Consider the following 18608-nt stretch of genomic DNA (forward strand, 5'->3'; position numbering starts at 1 on the left):
CATGAGCGAGAAAAACCCCCTGCCGTTTGCCAAGACCCAGTCACGCGCCATGCTGCTGTGGGTGCTGGCGGTGTTGATCGGCCTGCCGCTGATCCTACCTTCGGCGACCCTGGCCACCGAGATCCTGATCTTTGCCATGGCAGCCCTGGCCTGCAACCTGTTGCTCGGCTACACCGGCCTGTTGTCGTTTGGCCAAGGCATCTTCTTCGGGGCCGGCGCCTATTGCGCGGCGCTGCTGATGATCCACTTGCACCTGGGCCTGTTCGTCGCCCTGCTGGGGGCTGCCATCGCCGGTGGTTTCCTCGCGTTGCTGGTGGGCGCCCTGGCGATCCGGCGCACCGGGATCTACTTCGTGATGCTGACGTTGGCCTTCAGCCAGATGGCCTACTTCGTTGCCTACACCTTGAGCGACTGGACCGGCGGCGACAACGGCCTGCTCAGCGTGCCGCGCCCGGAGATCCGTATCGGTGACACCGTGCTGCTGTCATTGGCTGACGCGCGAGCGTTCTACGCCTTCGTCGCGGTGCTGTTCCTGCTGATCTTTATCGGCGCGCGCCGAGTGATCGCCTCACCGTTCGGCAGCACGCTGATGGCGATCCGCGAAAACGAAACCCGTGCCTCGGCCATCGGCTACGACACCCGCCACTTCAAGATCCTGGTGTTCGTGCTGTCCGGCGCGGTCACCGGGATTGCCGGGGCGCTGTACGCCATGTTGCTGCACTTTGTGCCGCTGTCGAACATCGACCTGGCGATGTCCGAGAACATCCTGATCATGACCATCGTCGGCGGTACCGGCTCGCTGTTCGGTTCATTGCTGGGTGCCGGCTCCATCGTGCTGCTGGGGGACTTCCTTTCCGACCTGTGGCCGCGCTGGCTGATGCTGCTGGGGGTGATCCTGATCCTGGTGGTGATCTTCATGCGCGGGGGGTTGTGGGGCGGCCTGGCGTCGCTGTTCGAGAAAGTGCGCGGCCGTCGCAAAGCGGCCATCGTCGCCAAGGAGCAAGGGCTATGAGCATCCTGTTGGAAACCAAGGACCTGGAGCTGGCCTACGGCGCGTTCCATGCGGTCAACGGCGTCAACCTCAAGGTCGAAGCCGGCACCATCCATACCATCATCGGCCCCAATGGCGCGGGCAAGACCAGCCTGTTCCACTGCCTGACCGGCGAACGCCAGGCCACCGCCGGGGCCATCCACTTCGACGGCCACCCCCTGATGCGCAAACCGGCCCACGCCCGTGTCGGCCTGGGCATGGCGCGCTCGTTCCAGCTCACCAGCCTGTTCCAGAACCTCAGCGTGCGCGAAAACCTGCGCCTGGCCGCCCAAGGCCGCGACGGTGCGCGCGCCTTGAACTTCTGGCGCCACGTCGACAACCAGCGCGAACACCGGGAGATGGCCGACCAGGTGCTCGAACGCCTGCAACTCACCGCGCGCGCCGAGACCTTGGCCGGCGAGTTGTCCCACGGCCAGCAACGGGTGCTGGAAGTGGGCATGTCGATCTGCTCCAAACCCAAACTGTTGATGCTCGACGAACCCACTTCGGGCATGGGCATCGACGATATCCCGATCATGACCCAACTGATCAGCGACCTGGGCCGCGACCATACGGTGCTGTTGATCGAACACAACATGAGCATCGTCATGTCCATCAGCCAACGCATCACCGTGATGAGCCACGGCCAGATCCTGGTGGAAGGCACGCCGGAGTTCGTGCGCGCCGATGAACGTGTACGCACCGCTTACCTTGGGGAGGCTGCCTGATGCTGATCGTCGAGAATATCCATTCCTACTACGACAAAAGCCACGTGCTCGAAGGCGTGTCGCTGAGGGTCAACCCCGGCGAACTGGTGACCCTGCTGGGCCGCAACGGCGCCGGCAAGACCACCACCTTGCGCAGCATCCTCGGCATCATTTGCCCGCGCCAGGGCCAGATCCACTTCAATGGCCAGGCGCTGGTGGGGCAGAAGATCTTTGAAATCGCGCGCCAGGGCTTGGCGCTGGTGCCGGAAAACCGCGGGATCTTTCGCCTGCTCAGCGTTGAGGAAAACCTGCGCATCGCCGCGCGCAAGACCAGCCGCTGGCAGCTGGAAGATGTGTACGGCATGTTCCCGCGCCTCAAGGAACGGCGCAAAAACGCCGGCCACGCCTTGTCCGGCGGCGAGCAACAAATGCTCGCCATCGCCCGCGCCCTGCTTAACGACCCCAAGCTGCTGATCCTCGACGAGCCCACCGAAGGCCTGGCCCCGGTGATCGTCGACGAGCTGGTGAAGATCCTGCGCAAGGTCAAGGACGACGGCCTGCCGGTGCTGCTGGTGGAACAGAACCTGATGGTCTGCGACAAGCTCGCCGACCGCCATTACGTGCTCGAACAAGGCCGCGTGGTGTACGAAGGCAGCGCTGCAGACTTCCGCGCCGACCCGACAATCAAGAATCGCTACCTGGCCCTGAGCGCCTGACCGGAGTACGAAGATGAATAGCTTTGCCCAACCGCTCCAGAGCAATGCCCCGCTGATCAACCGCGACCGCCTGTGGCAATCGCTGATGGACCTGGCCCAGCTCGGCGCCACCGTCAAGGGCGGCGTCTGCCGCCTGGCCCTCACCGACCTGGATCGCCAGGCCCGTGACCTGTTCGTGCAATGGTGCGAGGCGGCCGGGTGCAGCGTCAGTGTCGACGCCATCGGCAATATTTTCGCGCGTCGCCCTGGCCGCAATCCCGCCCTGCCGCCGGTGATGACCGGCAGCCATATCGACACCCAGCCCACCGGTGGCAAGTTTGATGGTTGCTACGGGGTGATGGCGGGCCTTGAAGTGATCCGCACCCTGAATGACCTGAAGATCGAGACCCAAGCGCCGATTGAAGTGGTGGTGTGGACCAACGAAGAAGGCTCGCGCTTTCCGCCGTGCATGATGGGCTCCGGGGTATTTGCCGGTAAGTTCGACTTGCAGGACACCCTCGACAAGCAGGACGAGCAAGGCCTGTCGGTGGGCGCCGAGTTGCAGCGCATCGGCTATGCCGGTGCCCGCGCGGTGTCGGGTCACCCGGTCGGTGCGTATTTCGAAGCGCATATCGAACAGGGCCCGGTGCTGGAAGACCAGGCCATTACCCTTGGCGTGGTGATGGGTTGCCTGGGCCAGAAGTGGTTCGACCTGACCCTCACCGGCGTCGAAGCCCACGCGGGCCCGACGCCCATGCACCTGCGCAAGGACGCCCTGGTGGGCGCCGCCGAGGTCGTCAGCGCAGTCAACCGCATCGCCCATCAACAACAACCCCACGCCTGCGGCACGGTCGGTTGCCTGAGCCTGCACCCCGGTTCGCGTAATGTGATTCCCGGCCAGGTGCAGATGACCATCGACCTGCGCCACCTGCATGCCGACAAGCTGCAAGCCATGGTCGATGAAGTGCGTGGCGTGATCGAAACCACCGCCGCCACACACGGCCTGAGCTACGAGTTGACCCCCACCGCCGACTTCCCACCCCTGGACTTCCACCCGGCCTGCGTCAACGCCGTGCGCGACGCCGCCAGCGCCTTGGGCCTGAGCCATATGGACATCGTCAGCGGTGCCGGGCATGACGCGATCTTTGTCGCCGAACTCGGCCCGGCCGGGATGATTTTCGTGCCGTGCGAAGGCGGCATCAGCCACAACGAAATCGAAAACGCCGCGCCGGATGACCTGGCAGCGGGCTGCGCGGTGTTGCTACGCGCCATGGTCAATGCGGCACAGGGGGATCAGCCATGAGTGAGATGGGCCAACTGACGGCGGTGCAACTGCTGGCGCATTTTCGCGATAAGAGCCTGTCACCGGTTGAAGTGACCGAAGACGCGCTGCTGCGCATCGAGCGCTACAACCCGGTGGTGAACGCCTACTGCCATGTCGACCCCGAGGGCGCGCTGCATGCAGCGCGGGCTTCGGAAGAACGTTGGTTCAAGGGCGAACCCTGCGGCGCGCTGGACGGCGTACCGGCGTCGATCAAGGACCTCACGCTGACGATCGGCATGCCCACCCGCAAGGGCTCGCGTACGTCTAGCGCCGAGGGACCGTGGGACGTCGACGCGCCCTTCCCGGCCTTTATGCGCAAGGCCGGCGCGGTGCTGCTGGGCAAGACCACCACCCCGGAATTCGGCTGGAAAGGCGTCACCGACAACCCGCTGTACGGCATCACACGCAACCCGTGGGACACGCGCACCACGGCGGGCGGGTCTTCCGGCGGCGCGGGCGCGGCGGCGGCGTTGAACCTGGGCGTGCTGCACCAGGGCAGCGATGCGGGCGGTTCGATCCGCATTCCCTGTGCATTTACCGGGACGTTCGGGATCAAGCCGACCTTCGGCTACGTGCCGCAGTGGCCGGCCAGTTCCATGACGATCTTGTCCCACCTGGGGCCGATGACCCGCACCGTGGAAGACAGCGTACTGATGCTGCAAACCGTGGCGCAGCCGGATGCGCGGGATGGCCTGATCGGCGCGCCGAGGACCACGCCATGGTTGGCGGGGGCGATGGACTTGAAGGGCCTGCGCGTGGCCTACAGCCCCACGTTCGGCTATGTGAACGTCGATCCCCAGGTGGCCAGCGTGGTCGCCCAGGCGGTTCGAGGCCTGGAGCAATTGGGCGCCCATGTCGAGCAGATCGATCCAGGCTTCAGTGACCCGCTGGAGGTGTTCAGCACTTTATGGGCGGCTGGCGCCGCCCGCCTGACCGGCTCGATGAGCGATGCGCAAAAACAGCTGCTGGACCCCGGCCTGCTGCGTATCGCGCAACGCGGCGTGCAGTTGAGCCTGGAGGACTTCAACGCCGCGCTCGAAGCCCGGGCGGCGCTGGTGGCAAGGATGGCAGCGTTCCACGAGCACTACGATGTGCTGGTGTCGCCGATGATGCCGATCACCGCGTTCGAGGCCGGGCACGACGTACCGCCAGGCTCCGGGATGCAGGCATGGACGCAGTGGACGCCCTTCACCTACCCCTTCAACCTGACGCAGCAACCAGCCGCGTCGGTGCCGTGCGGGCTGGCGGCGAATGGCCTGCCGGTGGGGTTGCACGTGGTCGCGGCGCGGTTTGCCGATGAGACGGTGTTGCGGGTTTGCCAGGCATATGCCAAGGCATTCCCTACCGATCATCTGCCAGCCCCGATCACCGGAGTAGCGTAGATCCAACTGTGGGAGGAGGCTTGCTCCCGATGAGGGTGTGCCAGAAGCCGATCGGTCAACTGACACACTGCAATCGGGAGCAAGCCCCCTCCCACAGTTCTTGATCGCATTCCACTACAATAGTCCCCCATTCATCCCTGGGGGCTTCATGGACATCGAACTGGCACGCACCTTCCTCGAAATCTCCCGCTGCGGCAGCCTCGCCGCCGCCGCCGAGAAACTGCACGTCACCCAGACCGCCATCACCGCCCGCGTGAAAAACCTGGAAAGCCAGCTGGGCAGTACCCTGTTTGTACGCAACCGCGCCGGCGCGCGCCTGACCGCCGATGGCGAGGCGTTTGTGGTGTATGCCAACCAGTTGCTGCAAACCTGGGAAGCCGCGCGGCGCGATCTGCCGTTGCCGGATGGCTACCGCAACGTGTTGCATATCGGTGGCGAAGTCAGCCTGTGCAACCCATTGATGCTCGGCTGGGCCCAGGCCCTGCGCGAACACATCCCCGGGTATGCCCTGCGCACCGAAATCCGCGAAGGCGAGTACCTGTTGCGCCAGCTGGAGCTGGGCGTACTCGACGCCGCGCTGGTGTTCCAGCCGCAATACTGGCCGGGGTTGCAGGTGGAGCAGGTGCTGGAGGAAAAACTGATCCTGGTGCAACGGGTGAGTCAGCCGGACCCGTATGTGTATATCGACTGGGGCCCGGGTTTTCGCCAGCAGCATGACGCCGCCCTGCCCGACAAGGCCCGCGCCGCCTTGAGTTTCAACTTGGGGCCGCTGGCGTTGCAGTACATCCTGGAGCACGGCGGCGCGGGGTACTTCCGCACGCGGGTGGTGCAGAGCTACCTCGACAGCGGCGTGATGCAACGCGTGCCGAAGGCGCCGGAGTTCAGCTTCCCGACATTCCTGGTGTACTCGCGAGCGCGGGATTCGGCCGTATTGCAGCAGGCGCTGGGGTTGCTGCGTGAGGTGGTCAAGGCCGAAAGCGACTGGTCGCAACGCTGGGACCCGTTGATTTGAGTCACCAACCACCGCCGTGCATGCTAGCCTGCGGGTGTTTCCTTTTGCAGCCTTACCGATGAACAAGAAAAAGTCCGTCACCATCAGCGACATCGCCAAACGGGTCAACATGACGACCATCACGGTGTCTCGGGCGCTGAACAAACCCGACCAGGTCAAGCCCGCGACCCTGGCGCGCATTCTCGAAGTGGCGCGGGAGCTGGACTACGTGCCCAACGCCTTCGCCCGCGGGCTCAAGCGCAGTGAAAGCCTGATCATCGGCGTGATCACGGCGTCGGTCGACAACCCGTTCTACAGCGAGATGATCAAGGCGATTTCCCGCGAGGCCAAACAGCACGGCTATACGATCATGCTGGTGGACACCGATGAGCTGGCAGAGCTGGAAAGCAAGGCGGTGGACACCCTGCTCGGCTACCGCGTGGCGGGGATTATCCTGTCGCCGGTGTCCGATGAGCCGAGCTACCAACCCGACTACCTGGAGCGCCTGGGCAACGGCAAGACCCCGGTGGTGCTGCTCGATCGCACGATCCACGACAGCCCGTTCAGCCGTGTGGTGCTCGACAACTACCACAGCGGCATCCAGGCCGCGCATTACCTGTTGCGCCAGACCCCTGACCTCAAGCGCCTGCTGGTGCTGACCGGCCCCGAGCATTCACGCATCACCGTCGAGCGCCTCAAGGGCCTGCGCGAAGTGCTGGCCGAACACCCGCAGGTGCAGGTCGAGGTGCAGGCCGGCGACTACACGCTGATGCCCTCCTACCTGCACACCCTCGACTACCTTGCCGAACATTCGGCGCCGGACGCGATCATGGGCTTCAACCAATTGATCACCCTCGGTGCCCTGCGCGCGCTGCGCATGCACAACATCCCCCATGACAGCCTGACCATCTGCGGCATCGACCGGCTGCCCTTCGCCGATATCTTCGGCGTGCCGATCGCCTGCGTCGCCCACGACGCCTCCCTGGCCGGCAGCAGCGCGGTACGCCTGCTGCTCGACCGCCTGGAAGACCCATACAAGCCACGGGACAAGGTGGTTATCGCCGGCCGGCTGGAGAACGGCTAGCGGCTGGTGTAGCCACCGTCGATCGGCAGGCTGACACCGCTGATCATGCTGGCCGCGCGGCTCAACAGGAACAGCACCGGCAACGCCACTTCCACGGTTTGCGCAAACCGCCCCAAGGGGATCGCCGCCAGCGCCGGGTCGCGCTTGGCCGGCTCGGACCAGGCCATGGTCGCCATTGGCGTGAGCGTCACCGTGGGGTTGACGCTGTTGACGCGAATACCAAAGCGGCCCCATTCGGCGCACTGCACGCGGGTGATCGCATCCAGTGCGGCCTTGGAGGCGCAGTAGCCGAGGTGGTCGTCCAGCGCCACCAGCGACGCCTGGCTGGACACATTGACGATACTGCCGGCGATCTTCGCCGCGATCATCTTCGCCGCCACGCGGCTGGCGACCTGGGCCGCGGCACGGGCGTTGACCTGCATCACCTGGTCGAAGGCGTCGGCGCTGATGGCCGCGGCGGGTTCCAGGCGTGAAATACCGGCACAGTTGACCAGGCCGTGCATGGGCGGCAGGTCTTGCAGCGCGGTATCCAGGGCGGCGCTGTCGGCGATGTCCAGGCACAGGGTTTGGCAGCCGAGTTGAGACAGGGCTTGGGCGTCGCGGCCAAGGGCAATCACTTCGGCGCCGCTGTTGATGAGTTGCAGGGCGATTTCGCGGCCGATACCGCTGCTGGCGCCGGTGACGAGGATGCGCTGGTGGGTGAAGTCGAAGGTGGCTTGCATGAATGAAATTCCCAAAAACAATGAAGATCCGCTGTGGGAGGGGGCAAGCCCCTCATATAAAAAACAAAATAACTTATTGATTGTTAAGGATTAAAACTCCAGCTGGATGACCGCATTTTTGTGGCAGGCGGGCTATTTTTGTGGCGAGCGGGCTTGCCTGTGGTAATGAGCGGGCTTGTTGTGGCGAGCGGGCTTGCCCCGCGTTGGGCTGCGCAGCAGCCCCAAATCCCGCACCGCGTTTGGTCTGAAAAAACGCGGTGATCTTACTGGGGCTGCTGCGCAGCCCAACGCGGGGCAAGCCCGCTCGCCACAGGGGTGGTCGGATGTTCAGTGGGCTTGCAGGCTGTGCATGACGGGCTTCAGGGCCGGATACAGCTTCAGGTACTCGGCGAACGCGCGGTCATAGGCCTCGACGTTTTCCACCTTCGGCTCCGCCCGCAATTGCAGTTGCACCCACCCCTTCGCCATCTCCCCATCACTCACCAACCCCACCGTATGCGCCGCCAGCAACGCCGCGCCGAGGGCCGCTTCCACTTCCTGGACGATGGTGTACACCGGGTAGCGCGTGACGTCCGCGATGATCTGCATCCACAAATCCGAATGGCTCGCCCCACCCACCACAATCAAGCGCGGGTCCAGGGAATGCGCGCCACGGGTGCCGGCCTCGATGTTGTGGCGCAGGGCGAAACTCACCCCTTCCAGGACCGCGCGGTACAGGTGAATGCGGCTGTGGTACAGGTTGAGCCCGACAAAACTGCCACTGGCGCGGTCGTCCCAGACCGGGCTGCGTTCGCCCATCAGGTAGGGCAAAAACAGCAAGCCTTCACTGCCCGCCGGGATCTTCATCGCGCGTTCTTCCAGCAATACCAGGCTGTCCTGGCCGGTGGCCCGGGCCTGTTGCTCCTCGGCCTGGCAGAACTGCTCGCGAAACCAGCTGACCGACGCCCCGGCGGTGATTGCGCCGCCGAAGATGTACAGGTCGCGTTGGCCGTTGTAGACATGGGGAAAACTCACCAGGCCGTGGTGCGCATCCACCTGCAGGTTCAGATAGCCCCAGCACATGCTGGTGCCGATCATCGCCACGTGGTTGCCCGGCTGTGTCACCCCAGCGGCCAGGGTTGCCATGGCCGCATCCACCCCGCCGGCGAGGACCGGCATACCGGCCGCCAAGCCCAATCGCGTGGCCCAGGCGTCCCGCAGTTCGCCGACCACTTCGCCGGAATACACCAACCGTTCGGGCATCATCGCCAGGGGGATACCCAGCGCGGCAAGCATCTCCTGCGACCAGCCCCGCTGCGCCACGTCGTACACCCCGCCCATGTTGCCGGCGCTGCTATGGTCCACCGCCAGTTCACCGGTCAGGCACCAGTTGATATAGCTGTTGGGCGGCAGCAAGTAACGGGTGTCAGCCCACACTTCGGGCTGGTGCTGCTTGAGCCAGAGCATCTTGGTGAAACCGTAGTAGCTGTCTACCGAATTGCCGGTGACCGCGTACAGACGCTCCAAATCAACGTGCTCACGCACCCACGCTACCTGCTCGCCGGCACGCCGGTCCATCCAGATCAGGCAGGGGTGCAGCGGCGTGATCTGCGCATCCACCGCAATCCCCGAACCACCGTACAGGCTGCTGATACACAGGGCCTTGACCTGTTCTTTCGCAACCCCGGCCTTGGCCATGCACTGCGCAACGCAGGCCTCGACCGCGTCCAACCACACCTGTGGCCACTGCTCGGCCCAGCGCACTTTCGGGGTATCCACGCGATACCCCTGGCTGTGCTGGGCGATGATCGTGCCTTGAGCATCCACCAGCAGCGCCTTGGTACTCTGGGTTCCAATGTCGACGCCCATCACGTAGTTCATGTCAAACCACCGGCTTCAACAGCACCTTGATCGACTTGGTCGAGTTGGCCAATTCGAAGGCTTCGGCAAAATCGTCCAGCGGGAAGTCGTGGGTGACGATGCCTTTGGAGGTGACCAGGCCACGCTCGAACAAGTCGATGGCGATCGGGTAGCAATACGGCCCCAGGTGGGCGCCGCGTACGTCCAGTTCCTTGCGGTCACCGATGATCGACCAATCGACGCTGGTCTCGGCACCAAACACGCTGAACTCGACAAACCGCCCGAGCTTGCGGATCAGGTCCAGGCCCTGGGTCACGCCGGCCGGGACGCCGGTGGTCTCGATGTACACGTCGCAGCCGTAGTTGTCGGTCAGGCTGTTGATGATCTCGCGGGCGTTGTCACGGGACGGGTTGATCACCACATCGGCACCGAATGTTTTCGCCAGTTCCAGGCGCTCGTCGACCATGTCGATCACCACCAGTTTCTTCGGGGTTTTCAACGCGGCGACCTGGACCATGCACAGGCCCAGGGTACCGGCGCCGGCGATCACCACCACGTCATCAAGCTGGAGGTCCCCACGGTTCACGGTGTGGATCGAGCAGGCCATCGGTTCCACCAGCGCGGAATCCTCCAGGGACACCGACTCGGGAATCTTGTGCACGATGGCGGTCTTGGGGATGCGCATGTACTGGGCCATGCCGCCTTCGGCCACTTCGCGCTGGAAGCCGAAGATGTTATGCACTTCGCACATCCAGTACTTGCCCGACTTGCAGAAGCGGCACTTGCCACAGGGCACGATCTGCTCGGCGATCACCTTGTCGCCGACGGAGACCTCGAAGTGCTCCTCGGCACCCTCGCCCACCTCGACCACATAGCCAAAAAATTCATGGCCCGGCACCACCGGCGCCTTGACCCAGGGGTTGTCGCCGCCCCAGAACATGGCCGCGCCGGAGTGGCACTTGCAGTCACTGGCGCAGATGCCGCAGGCGGCGATGCGAATCACCAGTTCATTGGGGCGCGCCTGGGGTTTGCCGATGCGTTCCAGGCGATAGTCTTTCGGGCCGTGGCAGACGACGGCTTGCATATGAGTGTGCTTTTCCATGGTATTGGGTCCTGTGTGGATAGAGGTTTATCGATGGCGCTGACGGCTGATAAAGATCGCCAGCAAAATGATCCCGCCCTTGATCACGCTCTGGACGTAAGGCGAGACGCCAAGCATGTTCAGTCCGTTATTCAGTACGCCGAGCAGCATCGCGCCGAGCAACGTGCCGACGATCACCCCGCGCCCACCGGCAATCGACGCACCGCCCAGCACCACGGCGGCGATCGCATCCAGCTCGAACGAGACCCCCGCATTCGGTTGGCCGCTCATCAGGCGCGAGGTAAGCACCAGCCCGGCAATCGCGGCCGTCAGCCCGCTGATGGCGTACACCAGCAACTTGAAGCGCGCCGCGCGCACCCCGGACAAGCGCACGGCTTCTTCATTGCCACCGATGGCGTAGATGTAGCGGCCGATGCGCGTGTGTTGCAGCAGCACATAGGCGGCAAAGTAGGTGATCAGCATGATCAGGATCGGCACTTCGATGCCGAACAGGCTCTGGCGACCGAAGAAGCCGAACCACTCCGGCAGCCCGGAAATCGGGTAGCCATCGGTGTACATCAGGCCCAGGCCACGGGCGATGCCCATGGTCGCCAGGGTCACGATGATCGGCGGCATGTGCAGGTAGGCCACGAACAGTCCGTTGCCGATACCGAAGGCCACGCCGACCAGCATGCCGGCGCCAATCGCCAGGCCCGGCGGCAGCCCCGCGACCATCAGGCCGGCGGTCAGGGTGCCGGACAAGGCCATCACCGGCCCCACCGACAAATCGATACCGCCAGTGAGGATCACGCAGGTCATGCCCACCGCGATAATCGCGTTGATCGACACCTGGCGAGCGATATTCGACAGGTTGCTGGCCGTGAGGAAGGTGTCGCTGGCCAGGATCATCACCAGGGTCACCACCACCAGCCCCACGAAGGGATAGAACGCCGGCGAGCGCACCAGCTGCGCCAGGTTCAGGCGCAGTCGGCGGGTGTCGACGCTGTTAATGGACGTATTCACTTGAGCCCCCTGTTGCATGGCGCATGACCTCTTGAGGATTGACGGCGCAGCCTTCGAGCAGCTTGACGATGGCGCCTTTGTGGAACACGGCGACGCGGTCGCACATGCCAATGATTTCGGGCAGTTCGGAGGAAATCATGATGATCGCGTAGCCCTGCTCGGTCAGGCTGCGCATCAGCGCGTAGATCTGGGCCTTGGCGCCGACATCGATGCCACGGGTGGGCTCATCGAATACCAGCACGTCGCAGTGGTGGTTGATCCAACGCGCGATCACCACCTTTTGCTGGTTGCCGCCGCTGAGGTTGAACACCCGGCTTTCGCCGCTGGGCGCCTTGATCGACAGCTGGCGCATCAGGTCTTCGACACTGGCGCACTCCTTGGCCTTGTCGATCAGGCCCGAGGCGCCCTGGTACTTGGGCAGGTTGTTCAAGGAGATATTTTCGCGAATGCTGAAATCGGTGATCAGCCCTTCGCTCTTGCGGCTCTCAGGGAGCAGGCCGATACCGTGGGCCAGCGCCTGGGCCGGGTCGTCGAGGGTGATTTTCTCGCCTCGCAGCCACACGTCTTTGCTCACCGATGGCAGCGCGCCCATCATGCCCAGGGCCAGTTCGGTGCGGCCCGAGCCCACCAGGCCGGCAAAGCCGAGGATCTCGCCCTTGTGCAGGTTGAAGCGGTTGCGCGGGCCGTTGCGCACCAGCTGGATGTCCTTGACCTCCAGCAACACCGGGCCACGCTCGCTGCTCGGCTTGGAAGGGAAACTGCATTCGAGGCGGCGGCCCACCATCATTTCCACCAGGCGGTCGATATCGCTGTCGGCCACTTCGGTGACGCCCACATTGGCGCCGTCACGCAGCACGCTGATGCGGTCGCACACCTGAAAGATTTCCTCCAGGTGGTGAGAGATAAAGATCACCGCGACGCCCTGGCGCTTGAGCTCGCGCATGATGTCGAACAGCAGCTCGGCTTCGCTGGGGGTCAACGTCGCGGTCGGTTCATCCAGCACCAGCAGGCGCGCATCCAGGGCCAGGGCCTTGGCGATTTCGACAAACTGCTGCTCGGCCACGCTCAGGTGCTTGACCGCGCACTTCAGGTCAATCGTCACACCGAGGCGCTTGAACAACGCTTCGCACGCCTCGACCATTTCGCGCTTGCGCAGCAGCCCGAAGCGGTTGCTCAGCTCATGGCCGAGGAAGATATTTTCCACCGCCGTGAGGTAGGGGATCAGGCTGAATTCCTGGAACACGATGCCGATGCCCGCGGCAATCGCATCGCGGTAGGTCGCGAAGTGCCGGGGTTGGCCATCGATCAGGATGTGCCCTTCGTCCTGATGTTCGACGCCGCCGAGGATTTTCATCAGGGTCGATTTGCCGGCGCCATTTTCCCCCAGCAACGCGTGAATCTCGCCACGCTCCACCTGCAGGTCGATGGACTTGAGGGCCTGCACACCGGGGTAACGCTTACAGATATTTTCCAGCTTCAGAAGACTGCTCATACCGCCGACCTCGTATTCAGAAGGATGGCCTCAAGCCCCACGACGCACGTGGGGCCTGGGTGATTTACCAGCTGAAGTCCTTGGCCTTGGCCTGGTCGATCAGGGTGATGTCCACTGGAATGGTGGCGGGTACCTGAGCGCCCCACTTCTTCGCCAGGGCGATGCCCAGGGCCAGGCGGATCTGATCGCGGGGGTATTGGGCGGAGGTGGCGATGAACTTGCTGCCGGGTTTCTGGATCGCCTTGATCGCTTCCGGCGCACCGTCGACGCTGACCAGTTTCACGTCCAGGCCACTGGCTTCGATGGCCGAGAGTGCGCCGAGGGAGCCGTTGTCATTCACGCTGAAAATGCCTTTGAGCGTCGGTTGCGCCTGGAGCATGTTCTCGGTGACGGTCAGCGCCTGGTCACGTTCCTGCTTGCCGTTCTGGATGCTGACAATCTTGATGTCCGGGTGCTTGGCCACGGCCTCTTTGCAGCCGCGCACACGCTCGAGGATCGGCACCACGGCGATGCCGTCGAGGATCGCGATATTGCCTTTGTCGCCGATGTTCTTAGCCAGGTATTCACAGGCCTGGAAGCCGGCGTCGAAGTTCTTCGAACCGACGAAGGAATCCAGTGGGCCTTCGGCCTGTGCGTCGACCGCCACGACCACCACGCCGGCAGCGTGGGCGGACTTGACCGCCGATTGCACGCCGACCGAATCCGTAGGGTTGATCAGCAGGATATCGATGCCCTTTTGCAGCATGTCTTCCACGTCACTGACCTGCTTGGACACGTCGTGGCGGGCGTCGGTGATGATCAGTTTCGCGCCGATGGTGGCACCCGCCTCTTCCAGGGCGTTTTTCATGGTGACGAAATAGGGGTTGTTGATTTCCTGGAAGGACGCGCCGATGCGCAGCGGTTTGGCGGCGTCGGCAAAGGCCGGGGAAACGGTACCGAGGGTGATGCTTACAGCCAATAAACACAGGGTTTTCGGAAGCATTTTCATGGCGTGGGTCTCTGTTTTGTTTTTATTGTTAGAGCAAATGTTATCGTTAACATTTTGCGAGAAGCTAGCAAGGAAATCCGGCAGGCGCAAGGGGCCACTGGTCGGGCGCGGTCGAAATATGGGAGGCGGCTTGTTGGAGGTACGCCGCAAAAGCTCGCACAATCTTGAGCACCAACTAAGCTCAGCCTCCAACAAAAAAAATCCGAGCACCCCGCCATGGCCCACCCTACCGAGACCTTTCGCGCCCGCTACCGCGCCAATGTCGCGCCCCATTACAACCCCTGGCTGCATGCCGGTTTCGTGTTCGGCTACGGCATCGCCAGCATCCTCCTGGCCTGGTCATCGACGCATCGAATCACCCCGCTGCAATGGCTGACCGTGCCCGCGACCCTGGTGTTCTTCAACCTGTGTATCTACCTGGTGCACCGTCACCTCGGCCATCACAAACATGCCTTGTCACGCCTGTTCTACGCGCGCCACACCGGCGATCACCACAGTTTCTTCACCCCCGGCCACATGACCTACGACAGCCCTCGCGACTGGCGGGTGATCCTGTTCCCCGCCTGGCTGATCGTGCTGCACAGCCTGGCGATCACCCTGCCCGCCTGGTGGCTGCTCAAGCAGTTGAGCCCCAATGTCGCCGGATTGTTTGCTGGCTGCATGATCCTCGGTTATTTGCTTTACGAAGTGTTTCACGCCTGTGAGCACTTGCCCGTCGCACATCCATTGGCACGCCTGCCGTGGATTCGCCAGATGCACCGGTTGCACGCCCTGCACCACCGTCGCGAGCTGATGCAGGGGCGCAACTTCAATATTGTCTTGCCGCTGATGGATTACCTGTTCGGCACCCTGCATTGGGAACCGAACCCCCACGACAACCAGGAACCGTCATGAGTACCCGCCCCAAAAAACTGCGCCACCTGTTGTTTGTGCTGCTCCTGGCAGTGATCGCCTTTCTGCTGTTGATGCCCACCCCAGTACAACCGGTGAACTGGGTCCCCCCCAAGGCGCCCTCGCTGAAAGACGGCCCCTACGCCGAAAACCAGCGCCTCAAGGGCGTACAAAAAATCGGTGCCCAGGACATCGACGGGCCCGAGGCCCTGCTGCTGGATGCCCAGGGCTATCTGATCAGCGGGTTGCATGACGGGCGCATCATCCGCACCTCGCCCGACAGCCGCAGCCTGGAAGTGCTGGCCAATACCGGCGGGCGCCCACTGGGCATGGCGCTGCACCCGGATGGGCGCTTGATCATCGCCGATGGGGTCAAGGGCCTGCTGGCATTGGACCGCAATCGCCAGCTCACCACCCTGAGCACTGCGGCCAATGGCGTGCCGTTCGGGTTTACCGATGACGTGAGCGTGGACGCCAGCGGGCGCTACGCGTACTTCAGCGATGCTTCGAGCCGCTGGGGCTACGGGCAGGACGGTGAAGCCGTGATCGAGCATGGCGGCGACGGGCGGTTGCTGCGTTACGACTTCAGCAACGCCCGCACCGAGGTGTTGCTCGACCAACTGCAATTCGCCAACGGCGTGGCCCTGGGGCCGGATGAACGCTACGTGCTGGTGAATGAGACCGGTGCCTACCGCATCAGCCGTTACTGGCTCAAGGGCGACCGCGCCGGCAGCCATGACCTGTTTATCGACAACCTGCCCGGCCTGCCGGACAACCTCAGTTTCAATGGCCAGGACCGCTTCTGGGTCGCGCTGTATTCGCCGCGCAATCCGTTGCTGGACAGCTTTGCCGGCTACCCGCTGCTGCGCAAGGTGATGGTGCGCGCGCTGATGGTGGTGCCCAAGCCCATCGAGCGCAAAGCCTTTGTGCTGGGGCTGGATACCGAGGGTAAGGTCATCGCTAATTTGCAGGATGGCAGCGCGGGCAACTACTCACCGATCACCACCGCGCGGGAGTATGGCGACTGGTTGTACCTGGGCTCGTTGAAGAATACGAGCATGGCGCGCTTGCCGTTGAAACTGGCGTTGGCGCCATAACGCAAACAGGGCATACAGGCGCCTGGCCTGTATGCCCTGGGGACTACGGGTCAATCATGTTCAGCTCTTGGTGCTGCTCAGCAAGGTCTGTTTGCACAGGTGGCCGAAGCTGACGAACTCGGTGTTATCGCCACCGACACCAATGCCTGGGTATTCCAGCACTTCCATGCGCCACACACCGTAGTTGAAGTCGGTACGCCAGGTGTTCTTGTAGCCCTGGGCGTAATCGACAAAGGTGGTCTGGAAATCACCGAAGCAGGTGCCCACGTTGATCGTGCCCGACGCTAGCCCCGAACTGCCGGTCGCCGCGGAATACGCCTTATAGACGATATTGCCGGTGTCCGGATTGATGTGCTGGTCGAGGTAGACGACCGGGTGCAGCCCTACCAGTGGCGCACCGGTACTGTCCGACAGGCCCATGGTCCAGGTCAGGTCCCGATAGGCTTGGGTGGTCATGTAGCCGTAGCCCACATCGGAAGCCGAGTACGGGATGCGCAACACGTTCGCCTCGCCCTTCACATCCGGGTTGTTCACCCGTGGATTGGAGCCAAACGACAGGTTGTATTTACCCGTCGCGCTCCACGGCTCATTCGGGTGCTGGTTCGGCCGCACACGCACCTTGACCACGCCGCCGACGCCCGGGCTCGGGATCGATGTCGACAGGACGTTGGCCCCCACGGTGACCCACTGGGCACCATCGAAACGCTCAAGGATCCACTTGTTACGCGTGCTGCCACTGGCCGCATCGGCCGTCAGCGCAATACCGACACTCTGGCCACGGACCGCGGTGAAGTCGAAGTAATCGACATCATCCAGGCTGTCGGCATTGCCGCTGATGTAGTTGAGGGTGTCCGGCAGTTGGAAGGCCGTGTCCGGGGTGTCATTGGGTTCAAAGGCGTCGAGGTTGGTATCGACCGCAACACCGAACTGAAAGCTCGACCCTTGGACCGCCGCGTTGGCTTCCATGAACCAGTAGTAATCGCCGGCCGGCACCACGCCGCCGAGGCTTTCATCGCCAGTACCAGGGTTGTTCGAGGTGCCCAAAGGCAGCGGATTGCCCTGGCCGTCATCCTGGAACAGCGACAACGACATGTCGGTGCCCGCGGTCTGGTTGACCAGCAGGACGTTGATTCGCGCTTTCTGCGGCAGGTTGAAGTGGTAGCACAGCAGGTCGCCGGTTTGCACACCATTAATCGTGTAGAGCGCGTTGACATCCAGCGTCTGCTCACAGCCCTGGACCAGCGCAGCCTGCACGGCGGGCGCCGACTGGGCCGTGGCTTTTTGTACCTGGGTCACCCGGGCCGGCGCGGTGTTGTCTTCCACCACCGAGTCGGCTTGCGCCTTGGCGGCAAACAGCGGTTTCTTCAACTGGGCACCCGCCTGCAGTTGCTGCTTGAGGGCAGCCGGCGCCTTGTTGGCCTTGATCTTCGCAGCGTTTTTCAACCCTTGCTTGACCGCGGGAGGCGCCGCTTGCGCAGCCAGGTGAGGGTATTGTTCAGCGAGGGCAAAGGCCGAGACAAAGCAGGTGGCAGCCATGGCCGCGCCCAGCATAAAGGCTTTTTTCGATTTCATTTTTTATCCATCCATAGTTAAAAACTGAAGGTCAGGTGACATCCGGTCACCTGGGATGGAATGTAGGATAAGACTGGATGGATGTACAGTATTTTTTCAGAGAAATGTGGTTTTAAGGAGAAATTCGCGTAGGAAAAAACGGACCCCCTCTGGAGCCGAGTGCCCCAATAGCCCCAGCTGACAGCCCAAATCTTCAGCGACCAGCGTGTAGGAATGTGACGTCCGTCGATCACCGCTGTGTCCAGCGGTGCCAGTTGGATGTCGGCGTTGTACAGGGTCTGGGGGCAGCCTTCGCGGTCGATCCAGGTGCCGGTCAGGTGATATCGGCCCATCTACGCCAAACGGTCCAAACGACTGTTGCAATAACCCAAATGAAACCTACGTAATAAGGCCACAACACCCAACGCTTCAGTCCTAAGGGAACCGACGCCAGCTCGGCCTCGGTCACAACACCTGCTTTCACATAGCGTGCTGAGTCAGACAGGAAATCAAACATCAACAGCATGCGGTATTGCCTGTCGATCCACCGGTTTCGTCTCCAGAATCGCTTATTGGCGCGGACCCTTTCGTTATGACTGAAATAACCTTCCACCTCGTCGAGTTTTGTATATTCGGCAAACAACGCCAGCCCCAAAACGACAAACGCCCCACCAAAATGCACAATGGTGAAGGCAAGAAAAAACGACACGA

Annotated in this window: 17 protein-coding genes and 1 pseudogene; 9 read left to right on the forward strand and 9 right to left on the reverse strand. The window is 63.0% G+C overall.

Annotated elements, in window-relative coordinates; all coding sequences use genetic code 11:
- Position 1: 1 nt before the first annotated feature.
- From AB7933_RS22195 to AB7933_RS22225, 7 genes are all read left to right on the forward strand, one after another.
- The gene (locus AB7933_RS22195; RefSeq protein ID WP_024076360.1) at positions 2 to 1012 is read left to right on the forward strand and encodes a branched-chain amino acid ABC transporter permease; all 1011 of its coding nucleotides are present in this window, start codon (positions 2 to 4) and stop codon (positions 1010 to 1012) included.
- On the forward strand, positions 1009 to 1758 hold the full coding sequence (locus AB7933_RS22200; protein WP_024076361.1) for an ABC transporter ATP-binding protein: 750 nt from the start codon (positions 1009 to 1011) through the stop codon (positions 1756 to 1758). Before AB7933_RS22195 ends, AB7933_RS22200 begins: the two co-directional genes overlap by 4 nt.
- The gene (locus AB7933_RS22205; protein WP_024076362.1) at positions 1758 to 2453 is read left to right on the forward strand and encodes an ABC transporter ATP-binding protein; all 696 of its coding nucleotides are present in this window, start codon (positions 1758 to 1760) and stop codon (positions 2451 to 2453) included. The genes AB7933_RS22200 and AB7933_RS22205 overlap by 1 nt, the downstream gene beginning before the upstream one ends.
- A gap of 13 nt (positions 2454 to 2466) precedes the next feature.
- Positions 2467 to 3735, forward strand: a complete 1269-nt coding sequence (locus AB7933_RS22210) for a Zn-dependent hydrolase (RefSeq protein ID WP_024076363.1) — start codon at positions 2467 to 2469, stop codon at positions 3733 to 3735.
- Positions 3732 to 5138, forward strand: coding sequence for an amidase (locus AB7933_RS22215; RefSeq protein WP_024076364.1), 1407 nt, complete (start codon positions 3732 to 3734; stop codon positions 5136 to 5138). The genes AB7933_RS22210 and AB7933_RS22215 overlap by 4 nt, the downstream gene beginning before the upstream one ends.
- Positions 5139 to 5286: 148 nt before the next feature.
- A complete protein-coding gene (locus AB7933_RS22220) occupies positions 5287 to 6150 on the forward strand; it encodes a LysR family transcriptional regulator (RefSeq protein ID WP_024076365.1) in 864 nt (287 codons plus the stop codon).
- A gap of 58 nt (positions 6151 to 6208) precedes the next feature.
- Complete coding sequence (locus AB7933_RS22225; RefSeq protein WP_024076366.1) at positions 6209 to 7213, forward strand: LacI family DNA-binding transcriptional regulator; 1005 nt, start codon at positions 6209 to 6211, stop codon at positions 7211 to 7213.
- On the opposite strand, the gene AB7933_RS22230 is transcribed toward AB7933_RS22225, so the two are convergent.
- From AB7933_RS22230 to AB7933_RS22255, 6 genes are all read right to left on the reverse strand, one after another.
- A complete protein-coding gene (locus AB7933_RS22230; protein WP_024076367.1) occupies positions 7210 to 7935 on the reverse strand; it encodes an SDR family oxidoreductase in 726 nt (241 codons plus the stop codon). The genes AB7933_RS22225 and AB7933_RS22230 overlap by 4 nt on opposite strands.
- Positions 7936 to 8262: 327 nt before the next feature.
- The gene (locus AB7933_RS22235) at positions 8263 to 9795 is read right to left on the reverse strand and encodes an FGGY-family carbohydrate kinase (protein ID WP_024076368.1); all 1533 of its coding nucleotides are present in this window, start codon (positions 9793 to 9795) and stop codon (positions 8263 to 8265) included.
- Position 9796: 1 nt separating this feature from the next.
- Positions 9797 to 10876, reverse strand: a complete 1080-nt coding sequence (locus AB7933_RS22240) for an alcohol dehydrogenase catalytic domain-containing protein (RefSeq protein ID WP_024076369.1) — start codon at positions 10874 to 10876, stop codon at positions 9797 to 9799.
- A gap of 27 nt (positions 10877 to 10903) precedes the next feature.
- Positions 10904 to 11896, reverse strand: a complete 993-nt coding sequence (locus tag AB7933_RS22245; RefSeq protein ID WP_024076370.1) for an ABC transporter permease — start codon at positions 11894 to 11896, stop codon at positions 10904 to 10906.
- Complete coding sequence (locus tag AB7933_RS22250; RefSeq protein WP_024076371.1) at positions 11862 to 13370, reverse strand: sugar ABC transporter ATP-binding protein; 1509 nt, start codon at positions 13368 to 13370, stop codon at positions 11862 to 11864. The genes AB7933_RS22245 and AB7933_RS22250 overlap by 35 nt, the downstream gene beginning before the upstream one ends.
- Before the next feature lie 64 nt (positions 13371 to 13434).
- Positions 13435 to 14358, reverse strand: coding sequence for a substrate-binding domain-containing protein (locus tag AB7933_RS22255; protein ID WP_024076372.1), 924 nt, complete (start codon positions 14356 to 14358; stop codon positions 13435 to 13437).
- Between the two features lie 216 nt (positions 14359 to 14574).
- Here AB7933_RS22255 and AB7933_RS22260 point away from each other — a divergent pair, with 216 nt between their 5' ends.
- Together AB7933_RS22260 and AB7933_RS22265 are read left to right on the forward strand one after the other, a co-directional pair.
- The gene (locus AB7933_RS22260) at positions 14575 to 15252 is read left to right on the forward strand and encodes a sterol desaturase family protein (protein WP_024076373.1); all 678 of its coding nucleotides are present in this window, start codon (positions 14575 to 14577) and stop codon (positions 15250 to 15252) included.
- Complete coding sequence (locus AB7933_RS22265) at positions 15249 to 16346, forward strand: SMP-30/gluconolactonase/LRE family protein (protein ID WP_024076374.1); 1098 nt, start codon at positions 15249 to 15251, stop codon at positions 16344 to 16346. Before AB7933_RS22260 ends, AB7933_RS22265 begins: the two co-directional genes overlap by 4 nt.
- Before the next feature lie 60 nt (positions 16347 to 16406).
- On the opposite strand, the gene AB7933_RS22270 is transcribed toward AB7933_RS22265, so the two are convergent.
- The 3 genes and pseudogenes from AB7933_RS22270 to AB7933_RS22280 form a co-directional block, all read right to left on the reverse strand.
- A complete protein-coding gene (locus AB7933_RS22270) occupies positions 16407 to 17918 on the reverse strand; it encodes a hypothetical protein (protein ID WP_024076375.1) in 1512 nt (503 codons plus the stop codon).
- A 188-nt stretch (positions 17919 to 18106) separates the two neighbouring features.
- Positions 18107 to 18247: pseudogene (locus AB7933_RS22275) on the reverse strand (iron ABC transporter permease); the annotation flags it as partial.
- Positions 18232 to 18606: a hypothetical protein gene (locus tag AB7933_RS22280; protein ID WP_024076376.1), complete on the reverse strand. Its 375-nt coding sequence runs from the start codon at positions 18604 to 18606 to the stop codon at positions 18232 to 18234. The gene AB7933_RS22280 and the pseudogene AB7933_RS22275, both read right to left, overlap by 16 nt.
- Between the last annotated feature and the right edge of the window lie 2 nt (positions 18607 to 18608).

The sequence above is a fragment of the Pseudomonas gorinensis genome (assembly GCF_042015035.1).
Classification (GTDB): domain Bacteria; phylum Pseudomonadota; class Gammaproteobacteria; order Pseudomonadales; family Pseudomonadaceae; genus Aquipseudomonas; species Aquipseudomonas gorinensis.